The organism is Limnovirga soli, from assembly GCF_013106755.1.
Taxonomy (GTDB): domain Bacteria; phylum Bacteroidota; class Bacteroidia; order Chitinophagales; family Chitinophagaceae; genus Limnovirga; species Limnovirga soli.
Window position 1 is genome coordinate 74,297 of sequence record NZ_WHPF01000012.1, and the last position, 18,492, is coordinate 92,788.

Below are 18,492 nucleotides of genomic sequence, written 5' to 3' on the forward strand. Positions count from 1 at the left end.
TTGTTACCACAAAATAACACTTTTTCCCACTTATAATGCTTAAAATTCTTTTTGCATTTTATGCACATAGGCAAATGCCCTGTAATGCAACAGGGATAAGGGTTTTACTTGTTTTTTGCCGGGAAGTTTGTGCATATTGCTCAAATGTCTGTGGATAACCTGTTAATAATCAACATGGTTAATGTTAAAAACCACATTAAGTGGTTCATATACAATTGTTTATCTATAGAATTTTGATTGGTTTTACAATAAATTACTATTTAGTTTTGCTTTTATGCATCCAAAAAATATTGCAATCCAGGATTTTAGCTACGAGTTACCCGAAGATCGCATTGCGAAGTATCCCATGGCGCAACGGGATGAAAGCAGGCTTTTAATTAATAAGGAAGATCGGCTTACCGAAGACATCTATTTTCACCTTGATCAGCATCTGCCCTCAGATGCTTTACTGGTGTTTAACAATACCAGGGTGGTTGAGGCAAGGCTGCACTTTAAAAAATATACCGGTAGCATCATTGAGCTTTTTTGCCTGGAACCCGCCGATACTTATGCCGATATAACCACTGCCATGCTGCAAAAGCAACGCGTTTTGTGGAAATGTTTGGTAGGCGGCGCCAAAAAATGGAAAGAGGAGTCGCTAGTTTTACCTATAACTGTTGATGGTACAACAATAACATTAAAAGCTACCAAACAGGAAAAATTCCCCGATAGCTTTTTAATTCTGTTTGAGTGGACAGATGCAGCACTTAGTTTTGCTGAGATTTTGCACCATGCAGGTGTAATACCTTTGCCGCCCTATTTAAACAGAACAGCAGAAGAAAAAGACAAAGAAACCTATCAAACCATTTATGCCAAACATGATGGTTCTGTTGCAGCGCCTACCGCCGGATTACATTTTACCGATAGATTATTTAAAAAACTGGCAGCAAAAAATATACATACCGGTTTTGTTACCCTGCATGTGGGTGCCGGTACATTTAAACCCGTAAAAAGCAACACGCTGGAGCAGCACGAAATGCATACGGAGTTTATAGAAGTTGCCGAATTATTTATACAGCAATTAATACAGCATTTGGCTGGTACTATTATTCCGGTAGGTACTACATCGCTTAGAACCATTGAAAGTCTGTATTGGCTTGGTGTTAAAGTAATTTTGCAACCTGCTATTATGCCTGCCGATTTACAGTTGTATCAATGGGATGCGTATGAATTGCCCCATAATAATATAAATGCAACAACGGCTTTGCAGGCCTTATTGCAATGGATGCAGGCGCACAACATGCCGCAATTGATTACTAAAACGCAAATCATTATTGCACCCGGATATAGTTTAAAAATTGCCAGTGCAATAATCACCAATTTTCATCAACCGCAATCAACATTATTATTGCTGATAGCTGCATTTAACAGCAACTGGAAAAAAATGTATGCCTATGCTTTGGCGAAGGGATTTAGATTTTTAAGTTACGGCGATGGTTGCCTGATATGGAAACATAAAATATAACCCGCTGTTTTGCAAGGTGTTTATTTTGTTACCAACTGTAGATTACACATTTGGCTTTACTTGCCACGCTCGGTTCAGGGTTCGGAACTATGCTGGGCAGATGAGTTGTGAATGGTGAGTTGTGAATGGTGAGTTGTGAATGATGAGTGGTGAGCGGGGATTTATAAAAGAGCAAATTTTTTTTTGGTTATTTATTGTTGCCACGCATCCTGGCGAGCAAGAGTGCGACGCAAGTGAAGCTGCCCAATGTTGGGTCAGCCGGGTGTCGAAAAATAAATGTCTTAATACTACACTTTGAAATAGTTTTCCAGCTCCGTTAATGTATCAGCAGAAACAGGTAAATCGTTAATAATTTTTCCTTTCTCCATTAATAAAATGCGTTTACAAATATCTGTGATATGGTTAAGGTCGTGGCTGCTGATAAGAATGGTAATCCGTTTTTGTTCGTTTAATTCGCGCAGCATTTTTATTAAGCGCATTTGAGAACTGGGGTCAAGATTAGCAAAGGGCTCATCTAAAATTAACAGTTGTGGATTTTGGATAAGGCAGGAGGCAATCCCTACTTTAAACTGATTGCCTTTGGACAAATCGCGGATATATTTTCCATTTTGTAAAATGGCTCCATCAAAAAATGTTTCCAGACTTTTTAGCGTTTCATCCACATCGGCTTTGGTTCTGTTATGCAGTTTGCCGATAAAATAAAAATATTCTTCCGGTGTAAGATAAGTGATAAGAAAACCTTCATCCAGATAGGCTGCTGTAAATTGTTTCCAGTTTTCATTGCCGGCTACGTTAACGCCTTTGGAAAGTACTTCGCCTCTGTCGGCCCGCACCAAATCCAACAATAAGCGAAACAGCGTGGTTTTGCCTGCGCCGTTGTTGCCCACCAATCCAACCAATTCTCCTTCTGCAATATTGCAGGCGGCAATATCTACTACAATTTTTCCATTATAAGCCTTACCGATATTATTAAGTGTAATCATGGTATAAAACTATTTTTCTCTAAAGCCTTCCAGAATTTTATGTTTACGTTGCATTAATTGATTGGCAAGTATTTGTACCCACCAGTCCTGCAAAAGAATATTTACCAGTCCAAATAAACCAATGGCAATAACACCTGCCCAGGCATTAAATAACAAAGCAAATGGCAAGTATACAATGGCGCCAAAAAGCATAAATACCAAACCATAAATCCATTGGGCTGCGCCTGTGCCCTGATAATTAAAACTGGCAGATTTACTAAGGTCTAAACCTTTATAACTGCGGGTAGCAAAATAAATACTTAGCACAGTATTGAAACCGGTATTATATAGGTAAGCGGCAAGTTGAATAATAAGTATTTTCCAACTCATAAAACCATAAAACGATACCAGCATAAAAGTAATAGTACCAACACCTGCAAAAAGTAAAAACCTGCTTTTTATATATTGTTGCAGGGTAAAATTACCCGCCATTAAACCATCAAAAAAATTGCCATGCCAGGCAAATAGAAACTGGCCATAGGTAATGATAAAAATACCCGTAACAAATGTGGCCCCCAGTAGCAGAACGCCATACTGCCCTTGTTCTATCGTTTCTGGTTTGTAGAATAAAAAGCCATAAAATAACAGGGCCACAGACATTAATGCGGCAGAACGTGGTCTTTTATTTCTAAGGATAAGTTTTAGGTCAAGGCCAATTAATTCGCCGTAAATGCCAAATCTGTTTAGCCAGGTATAATTGGCTGATTCTTTTTTAGCCGAAGCAGATGAGAGTTCTTCCAGGTAAAGGTTTTGCTTAAGAAAACGCGTATTATTTACCACCGAAAAAAAGGCTAATGCTATGGGTATAATACACAGCAAGGGTGTTTTTAAAATATGTAAAAATACGGTAGAGGATATTGCTGAAACTGAAAATACATTGAAATAATCACCAGCCATACACAAAGCAATGGTTACAAAAAATGCTACCAGCCACCAGCCATTAATAATGGTTTTGCGTTTAATAAAAAGTATAGTGAAATGATTAAAGCAGGTAAGGCTTATAATGCAGATGATAAAAGCAATGGCAGCTGCACTACCATCCGTTTGAAATATAGAGGATACGGCAAACGGAATAAATAATAGAATAGGCAACAGGTTTAAAAATGTAAACAACGACCGGATATTTAAAAAACGGGTTAATTGTTTTCGCTGAATATTTTGTGCCAGGTAGGGCTGTATGCTAAGCGTGGGTAACTCCTGCCATAAAAACCTGAATAGCATATCAAATAAAAAATAGTAAAGTATAAAACCACAAAATACTTTTTCGGGATCCTGATTTGGAAATGCTTTATTGATGATGGTGCTAACAGAGAAACCCAATACAATGGCGGTTGCCAGCAGGTATACAATAATAAAGGCCATAAATATTTGCATGGCTATATTTTTACCTGCATTTCTGCTGCGCCAAAAGGCCTTCCATTGATGATTTAATAATGTTGTTATCACTGGGATGATTGTATTAATGCGGTTTTAGTAAAATGTATTAATTTCTTACAACTACTTTAGACATTTAAATGAATATTGCTGATTTTTAGACAGCCGTACAAGTGTGCGACGCAAGTAAAGCTGAAGATTGTTTTTACTGCCTGGCCAAAACAATTAATCATTGACTTTTGCTAAAGGAATTTCCAGCGTAAATGTGCTGCCTTTGCCCAATGTGCTTTCTACTTTTACCCTGCCCTTGTGGGCATCAATAATAGTTTTTACATAACTCATACCCAGCCCAAAACCTTTTACATTGTGAATATTACCTGTTGGGGCCCGGTAGAATTTTTCAAAAATACGTTTTACGTTTTCTTTGTTCATGCCAATACCATTGTCTTCAAACTGCACTACCAGTACCTTTGAAGTGCCGTGTGTGGTAATTTTAAGTTGCAATGCTTCGTTTTCTTTGGAGTATTTTATTGCATTGTCAATAAGGTTAGAGAACAGGTTGCCAACATGGGTTTCATCGGCAAGTATAACATCATTTTGTGCATTAAGCAGCAGTTTTACTTCGGCACCTTTTTCCTGTATTTGTAAATTAAAATTATCCATGGCTTTATGCAATAATACATGTGCCTGCAAGGGTTGCATGTTCATGCGTATATCCTGCCGGTCCATTAAACCTGCCTGCAAAATAGTTTCTACATGTTTGTTCATGCGTTTATTTTCTTCTTTAATAATACCGCTGAAATATTGCATCTTGGTTTTATCGGCCTGCACTTTTTCGTTACGCATGGCATCCACAGCTAATGAAATAGTAGCCAATGGGGTTTTTAGTTCATGCGTCATATTATTAATAAAATCACTTTTTATGGCATTTAATTTACGCTGGTTTAAAATGGTTTTTATGGCCAGGTAAAAAGCTGCAATAATAATCAGGTTAAAAATAGCTGCACCAATTACCACCCAGGTAATAGATTGCCATACCTGTGTTTTAAAATCGGGAATAATAATAATCAGATGTTCATATTCCATTAAACCTTCCAGGTCTGTACCGCTTTCGGGGGTAATAGGTATAAACCTTCTGCGGTAATGCGCTGTGTCCATGGATTCCTGAATAAAGTTCTTAGACATCAGCTCCATATTGGTGTACTCATTGGCATTGGCTGTAATGGCATATTCAAACCTAAGGTCGTTCAGGTCTTCATTGGAAAGGGCAATTCTAAGCCGGTCGCCAATTTCCCTTTCACTAAATCGGTCGGCAATGCTGGGTGGTTTCACTACAGAGAAAGACAGGTTATCGGGTACCAGGTTCATATCCCTGCGTCTTTGCAGTCGCATAACACGGCCCGATAAATTCTGTTTGCTTAAATCCTCGGTAACAGCAATAGCAGCTTTATCTACCTTGTATAAAAAATTCTCGCCCCTTACTACCAGTAGGTTAGAAAACCATTGTACCTGTATAATAATAATTCCTATAAAACTTAATACTATCAGTAATACGATAGTGGAAAAAATTTTCTTCATTCTTGCAAAATTAAATCGGCTGACCGTTAAAGATAGAATTAACAACCGCTTTACCAAGTTTTTAACCCGTTAAATATCGCGTTAAAAGTATTGTATAAAAAATTTGTATTAAATTCAGGTATGGCTAACTTATCATCAGGCATCATACTTATTGCCGATCCGTTTTTAAAAGACCCCAATTTTAAACGCACCAGCGTTTTCCTTTGCGATCATCAGCCCAATCAGGGTAGTATTGGTTTTGTGCTTAACCGGAAAGAAAATTTGCTTATCGGCGATTTGCTGCCCGATCTGGAAGCCTGCAATTTCCCCGTTTTTTATGGAGGCCCGGTGCAAACAGATACCCTGCATTTTATACACCAATGCCCACAATTAATTGCCGATGGAATTGAAATTACCGATGGTATTTTTTGGGGTGGCAATTTTGAACAAGCCAGTGTAGCACTTAAAAAGCAGCTAATACAACCCAATGAAATTCGTTTTTATCTAGGCTACAGCGGCTGGAGTGAAGGGCAATTGGCCGATGAAATTACAGAGAAAAGCTGGCTGATTACCGAAGCCAACCGTAAACTGGTTTTTCACACCAACGAAACGCAAATATGGCCCGAGGCAATTAAACAAATTGGCGGCGAGTATGTACAAATTATCAATTATCCTATTGATCCTGCTTTAAATTAGTTGTTTTGGTAGCCGGCATTTATTGCATTGGGCAACTGTTCTTGCCACGCTCGGTTCAGGGTTCCTCTTTCATGGCAGCTTAACAATACAAATGCAGAGTAGATTTGAAAGTATTCGCTTCTTTATTTACAATTTACCTTAATCATTTCAGGCATAAAAAAACCTTTGGCTTTCACCAAAGGCTGTAACGCAACACAACACCATCAAACAAACAGTTATCTCAGCGGAAAATGCACCCCAACATTAGCTGTAAGATGATTAAGATTATTTATACCAAATTTTTGATAACCTACATAGTTATAACCGGCACCAATATCCAGGCCGGCATCTTTGCCGCGTTTAAATGGCATTGTAATGCCAGCGCCTGCCTGTACTGTAAAAACGGCATTACTGCTGTTGCTGCCAAACTCGCCCAGGTACTGCCTGAAATCAACTAAACTAATACCACTGGCTGCAGAAATATAGGGCTGTATAAAAGTATTGCTGTTACCCATTGGTAAATAAGTGGCTTTAGCTAATACAGGTATTATTTGAATGGAATTGCTTAAAACTGCCGAAGTGGTTTCATGGTTACCGGTAGTATAAATATCACGTGGATATTTTTGATAAAAATCCTGAAAACCGGCTGATAAACCCAGCTGCCATTTTTTGTTAACAGGATACATAAAAGAGCCACTAAATCCCCGGGCTGATCCATTGCTGATTACATCGCTTTTAAAACCACCCAATGGCGCAGCGTAATTATAATTTAAACCAAATAAAATGGGTTTGGTTTGTGCGATAACTGTACCAGAAAATGCAAAGCATGCAGTTACCAGTACCAACATATAAATAGTCTTTTTCATACTGTTATAATTTATTGTACAGTGGTTAAATAAGGTGATTGACTAAACAGGGTTTGTACACCTGCATCGGCATTGCTGCTATTAAAAATACCTGTGCCACGGGCCAACCCATTCCACATTAAATTGATCTTGCCTTTTGTAGCAGCATTTTTTAAATCAAACATATCAATGGATACAAGCCCCTCGGTAATTTGGTAAATGCCATAATTATAGGGTACATAATATCCATACCCGCCATAGCCCCAATAATAAGGGTCAAAATAGCCGCCATAATTGCCATAATAATCGGTGTAATCTACCAGTCCGGTAGCGGTTTGATAGATGCGGTTAATATTAATACCAATATCAGGTGTTTGATCATTTGCTACCTGTACATAGCCGCGTTGTATCATGTACTTTTTAACGGCATCAATATAGGCCGCATCTGAGGCAGTTAATGTTTTTGCGTTTCCGCTGTTATCAATTACAGTAACTGAGTCGGCAATGCTAAAAGTTTTGTAGTCGCTAAAATGAATGGTAGAATCGTAGCTGCTTGTGTAAATTCTCGATTCTTCAGCACTAAGCTGGTTAATAGGTTCTTTTGTGCAACCGGCTATCAAAAGTGTAAGGCCGGTAATACCTGCGGTGATTAATTGTGTTATTTTCATTGTTAGGTTTTTTGTTTTGATAGGAGTGTAAATAACAGGCCGCGTTTACCAGCGATAGCTATTTTGTGATTTTTTTAGAGCAGATGTTAATGTTTAGGGAAACTTATGGCCTTACACAATTTTTAAGATTGCCGTTGTTGCTTTAAATCTTTCTATAACATTGTAGTATAGGGTATAGTAATAATGTTTACATCCCTTGCTGCAAATAGATATGCCGTACAAGTGTGCGACGCAAGTAAAGCCCTTGGTTTTTACTGCCGTTTGGCTCCCAATATTTTTCATCACTTAACATGGAGCACAGCTACCAAAAAACATTGTACATTCATTGTATAATTCTACTATTGTATGAAACAATTATTATTTGCCATTACCTGTATTTGCTTTGTTGCAGGCGCCATTGCGCAAAAAAAAGTAAAATTCAATCCGCCGGTTATTACTAAAAATGAAGACACTGATTCGGCATGGTTTAGCACAACTAAATTCAGGCTGGTTGGGCCTTTTCGTGGTGGTAGAAGCGGCGCTGCTTGTGGCAGTTATAAGGACAAGAACACCTTCTTTTTTGGTGCTACCGGCGGTGGTGTTTGGAAATCCACAGATGGTGGAAGTAACTGGAAAAATATAACGGATAAATATTTTGGCGGCAGCATAGGTGCCGTAGCTGTAGCAGAAAGCGACGAAAATATTATTTATGTTGGCGAGGGTGAAAATACCCTTCGTGGAAATGTAAGTGAAGGCATAGATGGCATGTGGCGCAGCAATGATGGCGGTAGAACATGGGTAAACCTGGGATTGAAAAATGCACGGCATATTACCAATATCATTATACATCCTAAGAATCCCGATATAGTTTGGGTTTCTGTTTCAGGTCACTTGTTTGGACCAAGCGAGGACAGAGGTGTATACAAAACAATAGATGGTGGCAAAAGCTGGCGCAGGGTTTTGTATTCGGGTAATGCACAGGCAGGTGCTATAGACCTGGTAATGGAACCCAATAATCCTCAAACATTGTATGCCAGTACCTGGCATGTAATACGCACCCCATATAGTTTAGAAAGTGGTGGCGAGGGTAGTGCACTTTGGAAAAGTACGGATGGTGGCGAAACATGGACCAACCTAATGCAGCACAAAGGCCTGCCACAAAAAGAAACAATTGGTATTATTGGGGTTACAGTAAGTGCCACCAACCCCGATAAAATTTATGCCATTATAGAATGTAAAAGCAAGGGCATTTATATGAGCGAGGATGGTGGAGAAACTTGGACCAAACAAACCGATAATGCAGATGTATGCCAACGTAGCTGGTATTTTTATAAACTTTTTTGCGACCCTAAAAATGAAAATACCCTTTATGTGCTGAACGTGGGTATGCATAAAAGTACTGATGGAGGCAAAACATTTTCCGACATATATACCCCGCATGGCGATCATCACGATTTATGGATTGACCCTGAAATGCCCGGCCGTATGATTGTAGCTGATGATGGCGGGGCACAGGTAAGCTTTGACGCCGGAAATAACTGGAGCAGCTATTATAATCAGCCAACATCGCAAATATATCGGGTTAGTACCGACAATAGTTTCCCTTACCGCATACTGGGTGCTCAACAGGATAACAGTACGGTACGTATTAAAAGCAGAACCTATGGTGGCAGTATCACTGAACAGGATTGGGGCCCCACGGCAGGTTTTGAAAGTGGTTATGTAGTGCCCGATCCTTTAAACCCGGATATTGTGTATGGTGGTAATTACCTGGGTTATATTTCCCGCTATAACCATATTACCGGCGAAAACAGGGCAATAAGTGTTTGGCCGGATAATACCCTGGGAGATGGGGTTATTGCTGCCAAATACCGTTTTCAATGGAATTTCCCCATTTTCTTTTCGCCGCATAATCCTAAAAAATTATATACGGCAGGCAATGTATTATTTTCCACCGAAAATGAAGGGCAAAGCTGGCAGGCTTTAAGTGGCGATCTTACTACCAACGATACCACTAAACAGCAATCAAGTGGTGGGCCTATTACTAAAGACAATACTTCTGTAGAATATTACTGTACCATTTTTACTGCAGCTGAAAGTGTTACAGAAGAAAATGTATTATGGACAGGCAGCGACGATGGTTTGATTCATGTTTCTACCAATGGCGGCGGCACATGGGCCAATGTTACGCCCAAAGACGCCCCCAAATGGATGATGTGGAATTGTGTTGAAACCGATCCGTTTAAAAAGGGCACGGCCTATTTTGTGGGTACCCGTTATAAGCTGGATGATTTTACACCATACATTTATAAAACATCCGATTATGGCCAGTCGTGGCAGCTAATTACCACAGGCATTCCCGATTTGCATTTTACCCGTTGTTTGCGGGCCGATAAAAAAGTACCCGGCCTATTGTATTGTGGCACTGAATATGGATTATACATCAGTTATAACGGAGGTGTAAACTGGAAGAGTTTTCAGTTAAACCTGCCAAAGGTGCCTGTTACCGATCTTACCATAAAAAACAACGATTTAATTGTAGCTACTCAAGGCCGTGCATTTTGGGTGCTGGACGATTTAACTATGGTTCAAACCAAAGCCAATAATAACCCTGCTAAAGATTTGCTGGTTTTTGATGTAAATGATAGCTACCGTATGGAGGGCTATACCGATCCTCACCCTGTTAATGCAGGCGCCAACCCGCCTAATGGAACAGTGTTTAATTATCGTCTGCAAAATGTAACCGATAGCGCCAGTTTTTCAATTACCATTTTTGATAAAGCTCACCAACCCATTAAAACATTTGCTGCTACAGCAAAAGAAAAAGCCGATCAGATAACGTACACCAACGGCATAAATAGATTTGTATGGGATATGCAGTATCCTCCAGCCGAAAAACTGGATGGACTTATTTTATGGAATGGTAATATAGATGGCCCCAAAGCCGCACCTGGCAAATACACGGCAAGGTTTAAGTATAATAAAGATTCTGTAGATGTTCCATTCACTATAAAACCTGATCCTAATTATACCATGACAGAATCAGAATATGATGCACAGGTAGGTTTTCTTTTACAGGTACGCGATAAATTTGGCGAGGTGCAAAAAGCCATTAAAAATATCCGTGATATACGCACACAAATAGATGAGTTTACCAGTAAAACCGATACTGCTAATACCAAAGACCTCCGTAACCTTGCTGATAGCATTAACAAAAAAATTACCTCTATCGAAGAAGCCTTTTATCAAACCAATGCCAAAAGCGGGCAGGATATCTTAAACTATCCCATTCGTTTAAATGATAAAATTTCGGGTGTTTATGGTTATGCCAGCAGCGGTTATAATCCGCCGGCTAAACAAGCTATAGAAGCATTTGTATTTTTAAGTGCGCAGGCAAATGTGCAATTGCAAAAATTGCAATCCGTTATGCAAAACGAGTTGGTGCAATTCAATACATTAATTCACCAAAAGCAATTACCTGTAATTGGAATAAAAAACAAATAAAGCCATTTTTTTTGAGCCAGGCTATTACCAGCTATTGGGCTTTACTTGCGTCGCACACTTGTACTGCAACAAGTTGATTGGGCTGTAGCAACAGCCGGTAGAAATATTGCTTTACAGCAAGTATAGCAAGGTAGAACTTATTGGATACGAACTATTTTTTACAGGGGCAAGTGCATTGAGAACAGAAGCAACGCCAATAGAATAAAGGTTGGGTAATGGCAAATTATTTACGACTTTTAAAATGCCCGGGCTTTAAAAGCTATTTATGGTTACACTAAAGGAAGGAATTTTTTATCCCGATGCGGTCTAGATATTGAAGTATTCAAACAACAAAGCAAAGCTGAATTAATCATCAGCCTTATGGATGCATCTAAACTAGTTGTAATGTTATGAACATTAACCTAGGCCTAAATAACAAAGTATAACATTATAGACAGGTATGCCACTCCAAATGAGTTGCCATTGAAACCGTATAAATTTCGCATGCATGATTAGAAATACAGCATTAATAAAATAAAAACAGGCCTTAAAAAAGGCCTGTTTTTATTGGTAAATTATATTTTATTTAGTGTGTAGTGTTTTTAAATATGCCAGACTAAGAGGCACCTGCTCAACAGAGCGGGATGATTCATCCTCAATAAAATAATGTTGTACACCTGCTTTTTTAGCGGCTTTCATTATGGCTGCAATGCCCACATCGCCGGTACCCAATACAACATTGGTTTCTACATCTGCTTCGCCGGTAAGATTGCCGGGAGTGCCAGTTTTTCTATCTTTCAGGTGCATTAGTAAAAAACGGTTCGGATATTTTTCCAACATAGCAACTGGGTCTTGTCCCGGATGCTTTATCCAAAACACATCCATTTCAAAATTTACATATTTGGGGTTTAGTTCCTGCATCAGGTATTCAAATAAAGTGGCATTGCCATATGGCCTAAACTCAAAACCATGTGCATGATAACAAAGTTGTAAGCCATTGGCTGCAAGTATTTTGCCGGCATTATTAAAAACTTCTACTGCTTTTTTAGCATCATCAATAGTAAATTCATCTTTATGTGGTATCCAAAAACAAACCACATATTTGGCGCCATATTTTTTGGCTTCGTTAATGGCTATTTGAGGGTCTTTGGCTAGTTCATCAAAATCAGCACCTACGCTAATAATGTTTAGTCCGTTGGTTTGTAGCAGGTTTTTAAATTCAGTTTCAGGCAAGCCATAAGTGCCACCACCTTCCACTTCTTTTATGCCCATCTGGGCAATCATTTTCAGAGTGCCGGGTACATCTTTTTTAAATTGATCACGGAAGGTATAGAACTGTACCCCTATTTGTTGTTGGGCAAATAATGGTGAAAAACTTAGCAGAAAAATAAACAAAAGCAGGCTTTGGCATAAATGCAAACAATTCTTTTTCATGGCAAATATTTGCAGAAAGATACTATTTTATTTATGAAAAGGAGGTGATTGAAAATGAGCTTTTTTTAAATTGGAGGCGGTATGTACAATTTATTTACAGGCTGTTCTGCTGCCATAAAAGAGGAACCCTGAAACGAGCGTGGCAAGCGGCGATGCCATTGGTTATATAGCTGACAAAACAATAAAAGTAACGGGTTAAAATGGTTGACATTGCCATTGATTTAAAACGACGGCAGGGTTTTGCGTTGTGGGGTTTTTAAATTTAAAGCCAGGCCAACACCCAGTGTTTTAGTAGCCGGAATATAGCTTGGTTGCACATTCATGGTAAGATTATCTGATACATCAAAATCTTTTAAATGCCCGAAAACAGTGGCATCTACCACATTTAGCCCCCAAATAATCAGCAGATATAAAACCGAATAATCTTTATCGCGTCGAAACTGGTTACGGTAATATTGCAGGCTTTCTGCATCCAGCGGTTCGCCGGTGGTGGGGTCTTTTAATTTCGAGTCAATTTCGTTGTAACGGTCAGTTTCGCCGTTGGCAACAATATTGTAGGCATCCCTTGTTTTTTTGTACCATTTATTATTATAAAAATAAGTGGCCGTTGGTATAGCAACCGCACCGGCTACAATAGGTATTTTCCAGTATTCGCGGTTATACGCCTGTCCTAAACCAGGTAATATGGCGCTTCGGATGGTAGCTTTATGGGGATCGTGTTTGGGTTTTGCATTAATGCTGTCGCCTAAATTTTGGGTGCTATCATTTATCGTTTTTGCAATTGCAGTATCTGTCCGTATTAGAACGCCACTACTATCGGTAAATAGGGCAGCCGCCTTTTTTTGGTTTGATTTCTGGGCCAGCCCCACTGTACATATACACAGTAAAAAAAATGATATGATAGATGTGATAAACCGCATTACAATTAGCTTACCTGAATATTCATTTGTTCAAGAATTTTGTTAAGCTCTTCGAGTGAATAGTATTCAAGGGTAATACTACCATAACCTTTTTTGTTATGTTGCATTTTTACCTTGGTACTAAAATGAGAGGCTAAATTATCTTCTATTCTCTTGTAAGCAGGTGCTAATTCAGATTTTGAAGAAGATTTAACAGCAGTGCCGGCAGATTTATACATTTTGCGTACCAGCTCTTCAGTTTGCCTAACACTAAGTTGTTTGTTTTTTATTTCGTTATACACAAACAGCTGCTTATCAATTGTATCAATATTAATAAGTGCACGGGCATGGCCCATGCTCATGGTATTATTGCGCACAGCCAATTGAATATCGGGTGGTAATTTTAAGAGACGTATATAATTGGTAACAGTGCTTCTTTCCTTGCCCATGCGCTCTGCCACCTGCTCTTGTGTATAATGTAATTCATCCATCATACGTTTATAGCTTAAAGAAATTTCAATGGCATTCAGGTCTTCACGTTGCAGGTTTTCCAATAAAGCCAGTTCCAGCACTTCATTGTCGTTGGCCTGTCTAATATAGGCTGGTACATCTTTTAAGCCGGCAATACCTGCGGCACGGTAACGGCGTTCACCTGCAATTAGCTGATATTTGCCCGAAGCCAGTTTGGTAACTGTTAAAGGCTGAATAATATCGTGCAACTTAATTGAAGCAGCCAATTCGTTTAAGGCCGTTTCATCAAAATCGTGTCTTGGGTTTTTGGGGTTGGTTTGTATTTGATCTAAACTAATACGGGTAATAGAGGTAACCGCTTCTACCACATTGGTTTTTAAATTCCCACTGGTGGTTTTAAGATCTGCATCAATATTTTGCAGTAAAGAACGGATGCCTTTACCTAATGCATCTTTATTTTGTTTTGGCGTTGACATGTAACTGGTAATTTATTGGCCCTGATAAGCAATTAAGTTTGTTTAAAAAAAAGGCCTTATTCAATAATTCTTTCTTCGTTGGTCATACGGGTCATTTCGTTTTTCTGTAAAATCTCTTTGGCAAGGTTAAGATAATTTACAGAGCCTTTGCTTTCAGCATCATACAAAATAACCGGTTTGCCAACACTTGGTGCTTCGCTAAGGCGGGTATTGCGGTGAATTATGGTAGCAAATACCATTTCATCAAAATGGCGTCTCACTTCACTTACCACCTGGTTGCATAGGCGTAAACGGCCATCATACATCGTCATTAAAATGCCCTCAATAGCCAATGCCGTGTTTAAACGGCTTTGCACAATTTTTATGGTATTTAATAATTTACCCAAACCTTCCAATGCAAAAAATTCACATTGTACGGGTACAATAACACTATCTGCAGCGGTAAGTGCATTCACAGTAATCAAACCCAGCGATGGTGAGCAATCAATAATGATAAAATCATAATCCTTTTTTATGGGCTCCAGAATATTTTTCAGCATCTGTTCCCTGTTGGGATAATTAATCATTTCAATTTCTGCACCTACCAGGTCAATATGCGATGGAATAAGGTCCAGGTTGGGAATATCGCTTTTTAAAACAACATCCTGTGCCAATACATTATTAACCATACAGTCGTATAAACTATTGGTAACATTATGTAAATCAAAACCAACACCAGTGGTGCTGTTGGCCTGCGGGTCTGCATCAACCAACAATGTTTTAAATTCCAGAACGGCTAAACTGGCTGCAACATTTATTGCTGTAGTTGTTTTACCTACCCCACCTTTTTGATTAGCCACCCCAATTATTCTTGCCATGTAATATGTATATAAAATTTATTTTTTTGCCCGGCAGTACCGCTTTTACCAGGCATCCTTGCGTCGCACTCTTGTACTTTCTCCTATAATGCAACAACCCAATGCGGCTGCTAAACAGTTATGGATTCGGCCAATGCCGGTAGCAAAAGTGTAAGCCCCGCCGCTGCAAAATCTGCCTGTGCTTTGGCCGAATCTATATTAATAATATCAATTGTATTATAATGTACCCCAACAATAGTGGTGCATTTTATAAACCCTGCTGCAATAATGGCATCGGCGCTATCCATTGTAAAGTTGCCTCCAATGGGTAAAACTGCAAAATCAAGTTTTGCCCAAAGGGGTATTAGCTGCATATCCATGGTTAAAGCTGTATCGCCGGCATAATAAAAGTTGCCACTTTGGCTTGTAACAACAAAACCCATTGGATTACCGGCATAGCCTCCATCCGGAAAAGAGGAGGAGTGAATGGCATTCACCCCGCGTACTGCCCCAAAATCAAAGGCAATAGGGCCTCCATGGTTCATAGCATGTACTTTGGTAATGCCCTGTTTACCCAACCAACCTGCAATTTCAGCCGCCGCCACACAGGTGGCGCCGTTATTAAGTGCTATGGCCACTGCATCTGCAATATGATCTCCATGCCCATGTGAAATAAATATATAATCTGCCTTAATTTGCTGTATATCAATATGCCCGGCATTTGGATTGCCGGTAATAAAGGGGTCGAAAAGCAAGGATTTGCCATTACATTCAATGGTAAAACAAGAATGCCCGTAATATGTAAATTTCATGGATGGTTTATTTGATTTACCGCAAGGGCAGCAAAAATAAATTTTAGCAATCAATTTCTATTATAAAATAATTGGCATTCCCATTTAAAATACAATCCAGTCATTATTTGACAATCTAAAGCATATAATTATTTTGAATAACTAGGATTTACCCTTTTTTTCGTTTACAAATACCAACGAAAAACACCTGATTGAATTAAAAAATGACACATATTACCTTCATTTACAAAGGCCAGGTACATTTAAAAACTAATTATAATCATAAAATAACACCAAACTGCCCCCTTTTTTTGGTTATAAAATTTTATCTTGCCGACTTAGCCGTGGAAACATTTACCATCAACCAGAAAAAAAATACATGAAAAATTTAGTTAATCTGTCTATCGTAGCTGCCATTGCAGCCGGAAAAGAAATTTTGGAAGTTTATAAGCAAGACTTTAGTGTAGAAACAAAATCGGACAATTCTCCGCTTACTATTGCAGATAAGCAATCACATGAAGTAATTAAGGCAGCATTAGCAAATACGGAATATCCTTTATTAAGTGAAGAAGGCAAACAATTATCCTACGATGAAAGAAAAGCCTGGGGTACTTTTTGGTTGGTAGACCCATTGGATGGTACTAAGGAATTCATTAAAAAGAATGGAGAGTTTACAGTAAATATTGCATTGGTAAAAGACCATTCACCCATTATTGGTGTGGTATATGTGCCTGTTACCGGTGTTTTATATTATGGTGCCGAAGGAATGGGCAGCCACATGGTTACCATTACCGGTGATGTAACAGCTGAGAATGTGGAAGAAGTGCTTGCAGGTGCTATTGCGCTGCCCGTTGCCAGTGCAGGTAAAGCATATACAATTGTTGCCAGCCGTTCGCACAACTCACCTGAAACTGAAGTGTTTATTGAAGCCAAAAGAAAAATTCATGGTGAGGTAGATATTGTAAGTTCTGGCAGTTCTATAAAATTATGTTTGGTTGCCGAAGGTAAGGCGCAGGTTTACCCGCGTTTAGCACCTACTATGGAGTGGGATACTGCTGCCGGACATGGTGTTGCCAAATATGCCGGTTGCAGGGTATATAATTATGAAACCAATACCGATTTGGTGTATAATAAAGAAAACCTGCTAAACCCTTGGTTTGTAGTAGAGATGGCTTAGTAATATAAACCTGAATGTTTATGCTGCCTCATTTGATGGCGTACAAGAGTGCGACGCAAGTACAGCTGAAATAGCGTTAAAAAGCCGGGTTAATATTTACATCCTTTTTTGAGCAAATAATATACAGTTATAAAAGCCACTATTTTGGGAGATAAAACATTTAAAATTGTGCAAATGGTACCCGCTTTGGGCTGGGGCGGTGCACAGGTTTTTTGTATTCAAATGTGTAATGCATTAGCCAATTATCCCGGGTATGAAGTAACACTGGTATCCATGTATCATCATAAACCCGACAGACATTTACCATTGGATATGCTGGATAAAAGGGTGAAATTTGTTACGCTGGGTAAAAAGCGAGGTCCCGATCCAAGAATTTTTGGCCGCATTTATCGCCTGTTGAAAGATATTGCACCAGATGTGGTGCATACTCATTTACATAGCGGTTATTACTGCTTTTATGCTTATCGGAAACTGAAAGAGTTAACATTTAGGAAGATTCATACTTTTCATAACCTGGTGAAAATGGATGCCCCCTGGTATGGCCGAAAAGCATATCAATATTTTTTTGGTAAGGGAATTATACAGGCTGTAAGTATTTCTGATGAAGTGCATAAAAGTGCGCTGGAAGAGTACAAAGGCTGCCCAATTATACAAATTAATAATGGATCAGACCCCGTAAAGCCATCGGCACAATTTTCCACGGCCGCCGCAGCTATTGCTGCATTAAAGCCCACACCAGCAACTAAGGTGCTGATAAATGTGGCCCGTATTAGTAAGCAAAAAAATCAACAGCTGTTACAGGATTGTCTTAAAACGCTGGAAGCTGAAAAGCAGGATGTAATTGCCATTATACTGGGCGAATGTGCGGTGGGAGATGAGAAGATATACGAAAACTTGCTGGCTTCAAAACCCGGCAATGTGCACTTTTTAGGCAAGGTGCCCAATGTATCTGACTACCTATTGAATAGTGATGCCTTTGTATTAACTTCTATTTTTGAAGGGTTGCCAATTAGCTTGCTGGAGGCCTTATCTGCCGGTGTGGTGCCAGTTTGTACACCGGTTGGTGGGTTAATTAATATAGTTAAACCAAACATCGGTTTTTTATCTGCCGATGTAAGTTATGAAACATATTTGGCCGCATTAAAAGCCTGGTTGCAGGATGATGAGGCACATATAAAACAATTACAGGAAAACGGTAAAGCGCTTTATGAAGCTTTATTTAGCATGAATACCTGTGCCGCAGCATATAATAAATTATATATTGCCTGATGTTTACTTGCCATGCTTTTAATTTTATAATA

Annotated in this window: 15 protein-coding genes; 5 read left to right on the forward strand and 10 right to left on the reverse strand. The window is 39.0% G+C overall.

Going from position 1 to position 18,492, the window contains the following annotated elements:
* The first annotated feature begins 274 nt into the window (after nucleotides 1–274).
* On the forward strand, nucleotides 275–1,504 hold the full coding sequence (locus GD597_RS16415) for an S-adenosylmethionine:tRNA ribosyltransferase-isomerase (RefSeq protein ID WP_171608984.1): 1,230 nt from the start codon (nucleotides 275–277) through the stop codon (nucleotides 1,502–1,504).
* 287 nt (nucleotides 1,505–1,791) lie between these two features.
* Here the strand turns inward: GD597_RS16415 and GD597_RS16420 are convergent, their stop codons facing one another.
* The 3 genes from GD597_RS16420 to GD597_RS16430 all read right to left on the reverse strand — a co-directional run bounded on the left by GD597_RS16420 (nucleotide 1,792) and on the right by GD597_RS16430 (nucleotide 5,478).
* The gene (locus GD597_RS16420; RefSeq protein WP_171608985.1) at nucleotides 1,792–2,487 is read right to left on the reverse strand and encodes an ABC transporter ATP-binding protein; all 696 of its coding nucleotides are present in this window, start codon (nucleotides 2,485–2,487) and stop codon (nucleotides 1,792–1,794) included.
* Nucleotides 2,488–2,496: 9 nt separating this feature from the next.
* Nucleotides 2,497–3,972 carry a DUF5687 family protein gene (locus GD597_RS16425; RefSeq protein ID WP_317170318.1) on the reverse strand — a complete coding sequence of 492 codons (1,476 nt, stop codon included), beginning with the start codon at nucleotides 3,970–3,972 and terminating at the stop codon, nucleotides 2,497–2,499.
* A 153-nt stretch (nucleotides 3,973–4,125) separates the two neighbouring features.
* Nucleotides 4,126–5,478, reverse strand: a complete 1,353-nt coding sequence (locus GD597_RS16430) for a sensor histidine kinase (protein ID WP_171608987.1) — start codon at nucleotides 5,476–5,478, stop codon at nucleotides 4,126–4,128.
* Nucleotides 5,479–5,598: 120 nt separating this feature from the next.
* Between GD597_RS16430 and GD597_RS16435 the strand changes: the two genes are divergently transcribed.
* Nucleotides 5,599–6,153: a YqgE/AlgH family protein gene (locus GD597_RS16435; RefSeq protein WP_171608988.1), complete on the forward strand. Its 555-nt coding sequence runs from the start codon at nucleotides 5,599–5,601 to the stop codon at nucleotides 6,151–6,153.
* Nucleotides 6,154–6,368: 215 nt separating this feature from the next.
* On the opposite strand, the gene GD597_RS16440 is transcribed toward GD597_RS16435, so the two are convergent.
* Both GD597_RS16440 and GD597_RS16445 read right to left on the reverse strand, forming a co-directional pair.
* On the reverse strand, nucleotides 6,369–6,998 hold the full coding sequence (locus GD597_RS16440; protein WP_171608989.1) for an outer membrane beta-barrel protein: 630 nt from the start codon (nucleotides 6,996–6,998) through the stop codon (nucleotides 6,369–6,371).
* 11 nt (nucleotides 6,999–7,009) lie between these two features.
* The gene (locus GD597_RS16445) at nucleotides 7,010–7,645 is read right to left on the reverse strand and encodes a DUF4136 domain-containing protein (protein WP_171608990.1); all 636 of its coding nucleotides are present in this window, start codon (nucleotides 7,643–7,645) and stop codon (nucleotides 7,010–7,012) included.
* Nucleotides 7,646–7,990: 345 nt separating this feature from the next.
* On the opposite strand from GD597_RS16445, the gene GD597_RS16450 reads away from it, so the two are divergent.
* Nucleotides 7,991–11,128, forward strand: coding sequence for a WD40/YVTN/BNR-like repeat-containing protein (locus tag GD597_RS16450; protein ID WP_171608991.1), 3,138 nt, complete (start codon nucleotides 7,991–7,993; stop codon nucleotides 11,126–11,128).
* Nucleotides 11,129–11,689: 561 nt separating this feature from the next.
* Here GD597_RS16450 and GD597_RS16455 read toward each other — a convergent pair.
* The 5 genes from GD597_RS16455 to GD597_RS16475 all read right to left on the reverse strand — a co-directional run bounded on the left by GD597_RS16455 (nucleotide 11,690) and on the right by GD597_RS16475 (nucleotide 16,035).
* On the reverse strand, nucleotides 11,690–12,541 hold the full coding sequence (locus GD597_RS16455) for a sugar phosphate isomerase/epimerase family protein (RefSeq protein WP_171608992.1): 852 nt from the start codon (nucleotides 12,539–12,541) through the stop codon (nucleotides 11,690–11,692).
* 221 nt (nucleotides 12,542–12,762) lie between these two features.
* The gene (locus GD597_RS16460) at nucleotides 12,763–13,461 is read right to left on the reverse strand and encodes a DUF5683 domain-containing protein (RefSeq protein WP_171608993.1); all 699 of its coding nucleotides are present in this window, start codon (nucleotides 13,459–13,461) and stop codon (nucleotides 12,763–12,765) included.
* A gap of 5 nt (nucleotides 13,462–13,466) precedes the next feature.
* On the reverse strand, nucleotides 13,467–14,387 hold the full coding sequence (locus GD597_RS16465) for a ParB/RepB/Spo0J family partition protein (RefSeq protein WP_171608994.1): 921 nt from the start codon (nucleotides 14,385–14,387) through the stop codon (nucleotides 13,467–13,469).
* 56 nt (nucleotides 14,388–14,443) lie between these two features.
* Nucleotides 14,444–15,244: a ParA family protein gene (locus tag GD597_RS16470; protein WP_171608995.1), complete on the reverse strand. Its 801-nt coding sequence runs from the start codon at nucleotides 15,242–15,244 to the stop codon at nucleotides 14,444–14,446.
* A 110-nt stretch (nucleotides 15,245–15,354) separates the two neighbouring features.
* The gene (locus tag GD597_RS16475; RefSeq protein ID WP_171608996.1) at nucleotides 15,355–16,035 is read right to left on the reverse strand and encodes a metal-dependent hydrolase; all 681 of its coding nucleotides are present in this window, start codon (nucleotides 16,033–16,035) and stop codon (nucleotides 15,355–15,357) included.
* 358 nt (nucleotides 16,036–16,393) lie between these two features.
* Here GD597_RS16475 and cysQ point away from each other — a divergent pair, with 358 nt between their 5' ends.
* Both cysQ and GD597_RS16485 read left to right on the forward strand, forming a co-directional pair.
* Nucleotides 16,394–17,191, forward strand: a complete 798-nt coding sequence (cysQ, locus tag GD597_RS16480) for a 3'(2'),5'-bisphosphate nucleotidase CysQ (protein WP_171608997.1) — start codon at nucleotides 16,394–16,396, stop codon at nucleotides 17,189–17,191.
* 174 nt (nucleotides 17,192–17,365) lie between these two features.
* Nucleotides 17,366–18,460, forward strand: coding sequence for a glycosyltransferase family 4 protein (locus GD597_RS16485; protein ID WP_171608998.1), 1,095 nt, complete (start codon nucleotides 17,366–17,368; stop codon nucleotides 18,458–18,460).
* Nucleotides 18,461–18,492 lie beyond the last annotated feature (32 nt).

Coding starts and splice junctions, on each gene's coding strand:
- GD597_RS16420 (WP_171608985.1), bottom strand. CDS start 2,487: ATGATTACACTTAATAATATCGGTAAGGCTTATAATGGAAAAATTGTA.
- GD597_RS16445 (WP_171608990.1), bottom strand. CDS start 7,645: ATGAAAATAACACAATTAATCACCGCAGGTATTACCGGCCTTACACTT.
- cysQ (WP_171608997.1), top strand. CDS start 16,394: ATGAAAAATTTAGTTAATCTGTCTATCGTAGCTGCCATTGCAGCCGGA.
- GD597_RS16465 (WP_171608994.1), bottom strand. CDS start 14,387: ATGTCAACGCCAAAACAAAATAAAGATGCATTAGGTAAAGGCATCCGT.
- GD597_RS16430 (WP_171608987.1), bottom strand. CDS start 5,478: ATGAAGAAAATTTTTTCCACTATCGTATTACTGATAGTATTAAGTTTT.
- GD597_RS16450 (WP_171608991.1), top strand. CDS start 7,991: ATGAAACAATTATTATTTGCCATTACCTGTATTTGCTTTGTTGCAGGC.
- GD597_RS16485 (WP_171608998.1), top strand. CDS start 17,366: ATGGTACCCGCTTTGGGCTGGGGCGGTGCACAGGTTTTTTGTATTCAA.
- GD597_RS16415 (WP_171608984.1), top strand. CDS start 275: ATGCATCCAAAAAATATTGCAATCCAGGATTTTAGCTACGAGTTACCC.
- GD597_RS16440 (WP_171608989.1), bottom strand. CDS start 6,998: ATGAAAAAGACTATTTATATGTTGGTACTGGTAACTGCATGCTTTGCA.
- GD597_RS16455 (WP_171608992.1), bottom strand. CDS start 12,541: ATGAAAAAGAATTGTTTGCATTTATGCCAAAGCCTGCTTTTGTTTATT.
- GD597_RS16435 (WP_171608988.1), top strand. CDS start 5,599: ATGGCTAACTTATCATCAGGCATCATACTTATTGCCGATCCGTTTTTA.
- GD597_RS16460 (WP_171608993.1), bottom strand. CDS start 13,461: ATGCGGTTTATCACATCTATCATATCATTTTTTTTACTGTGTATATGT.
- GD597_RS16475 (WP_171608996.1), bottom strand. CDS start 16,035: ATGAAATTTACATATTACGGGCATTCTTGTTTTACCATTGAATGTAAT.
- GD597_RS16470 (WP_171608995.1), bottom strand. CDS start 15,244: ATGGCAAGAATAATTGGGGTGGCTAATCAAAAAGGTGGGGTAGGTAAA.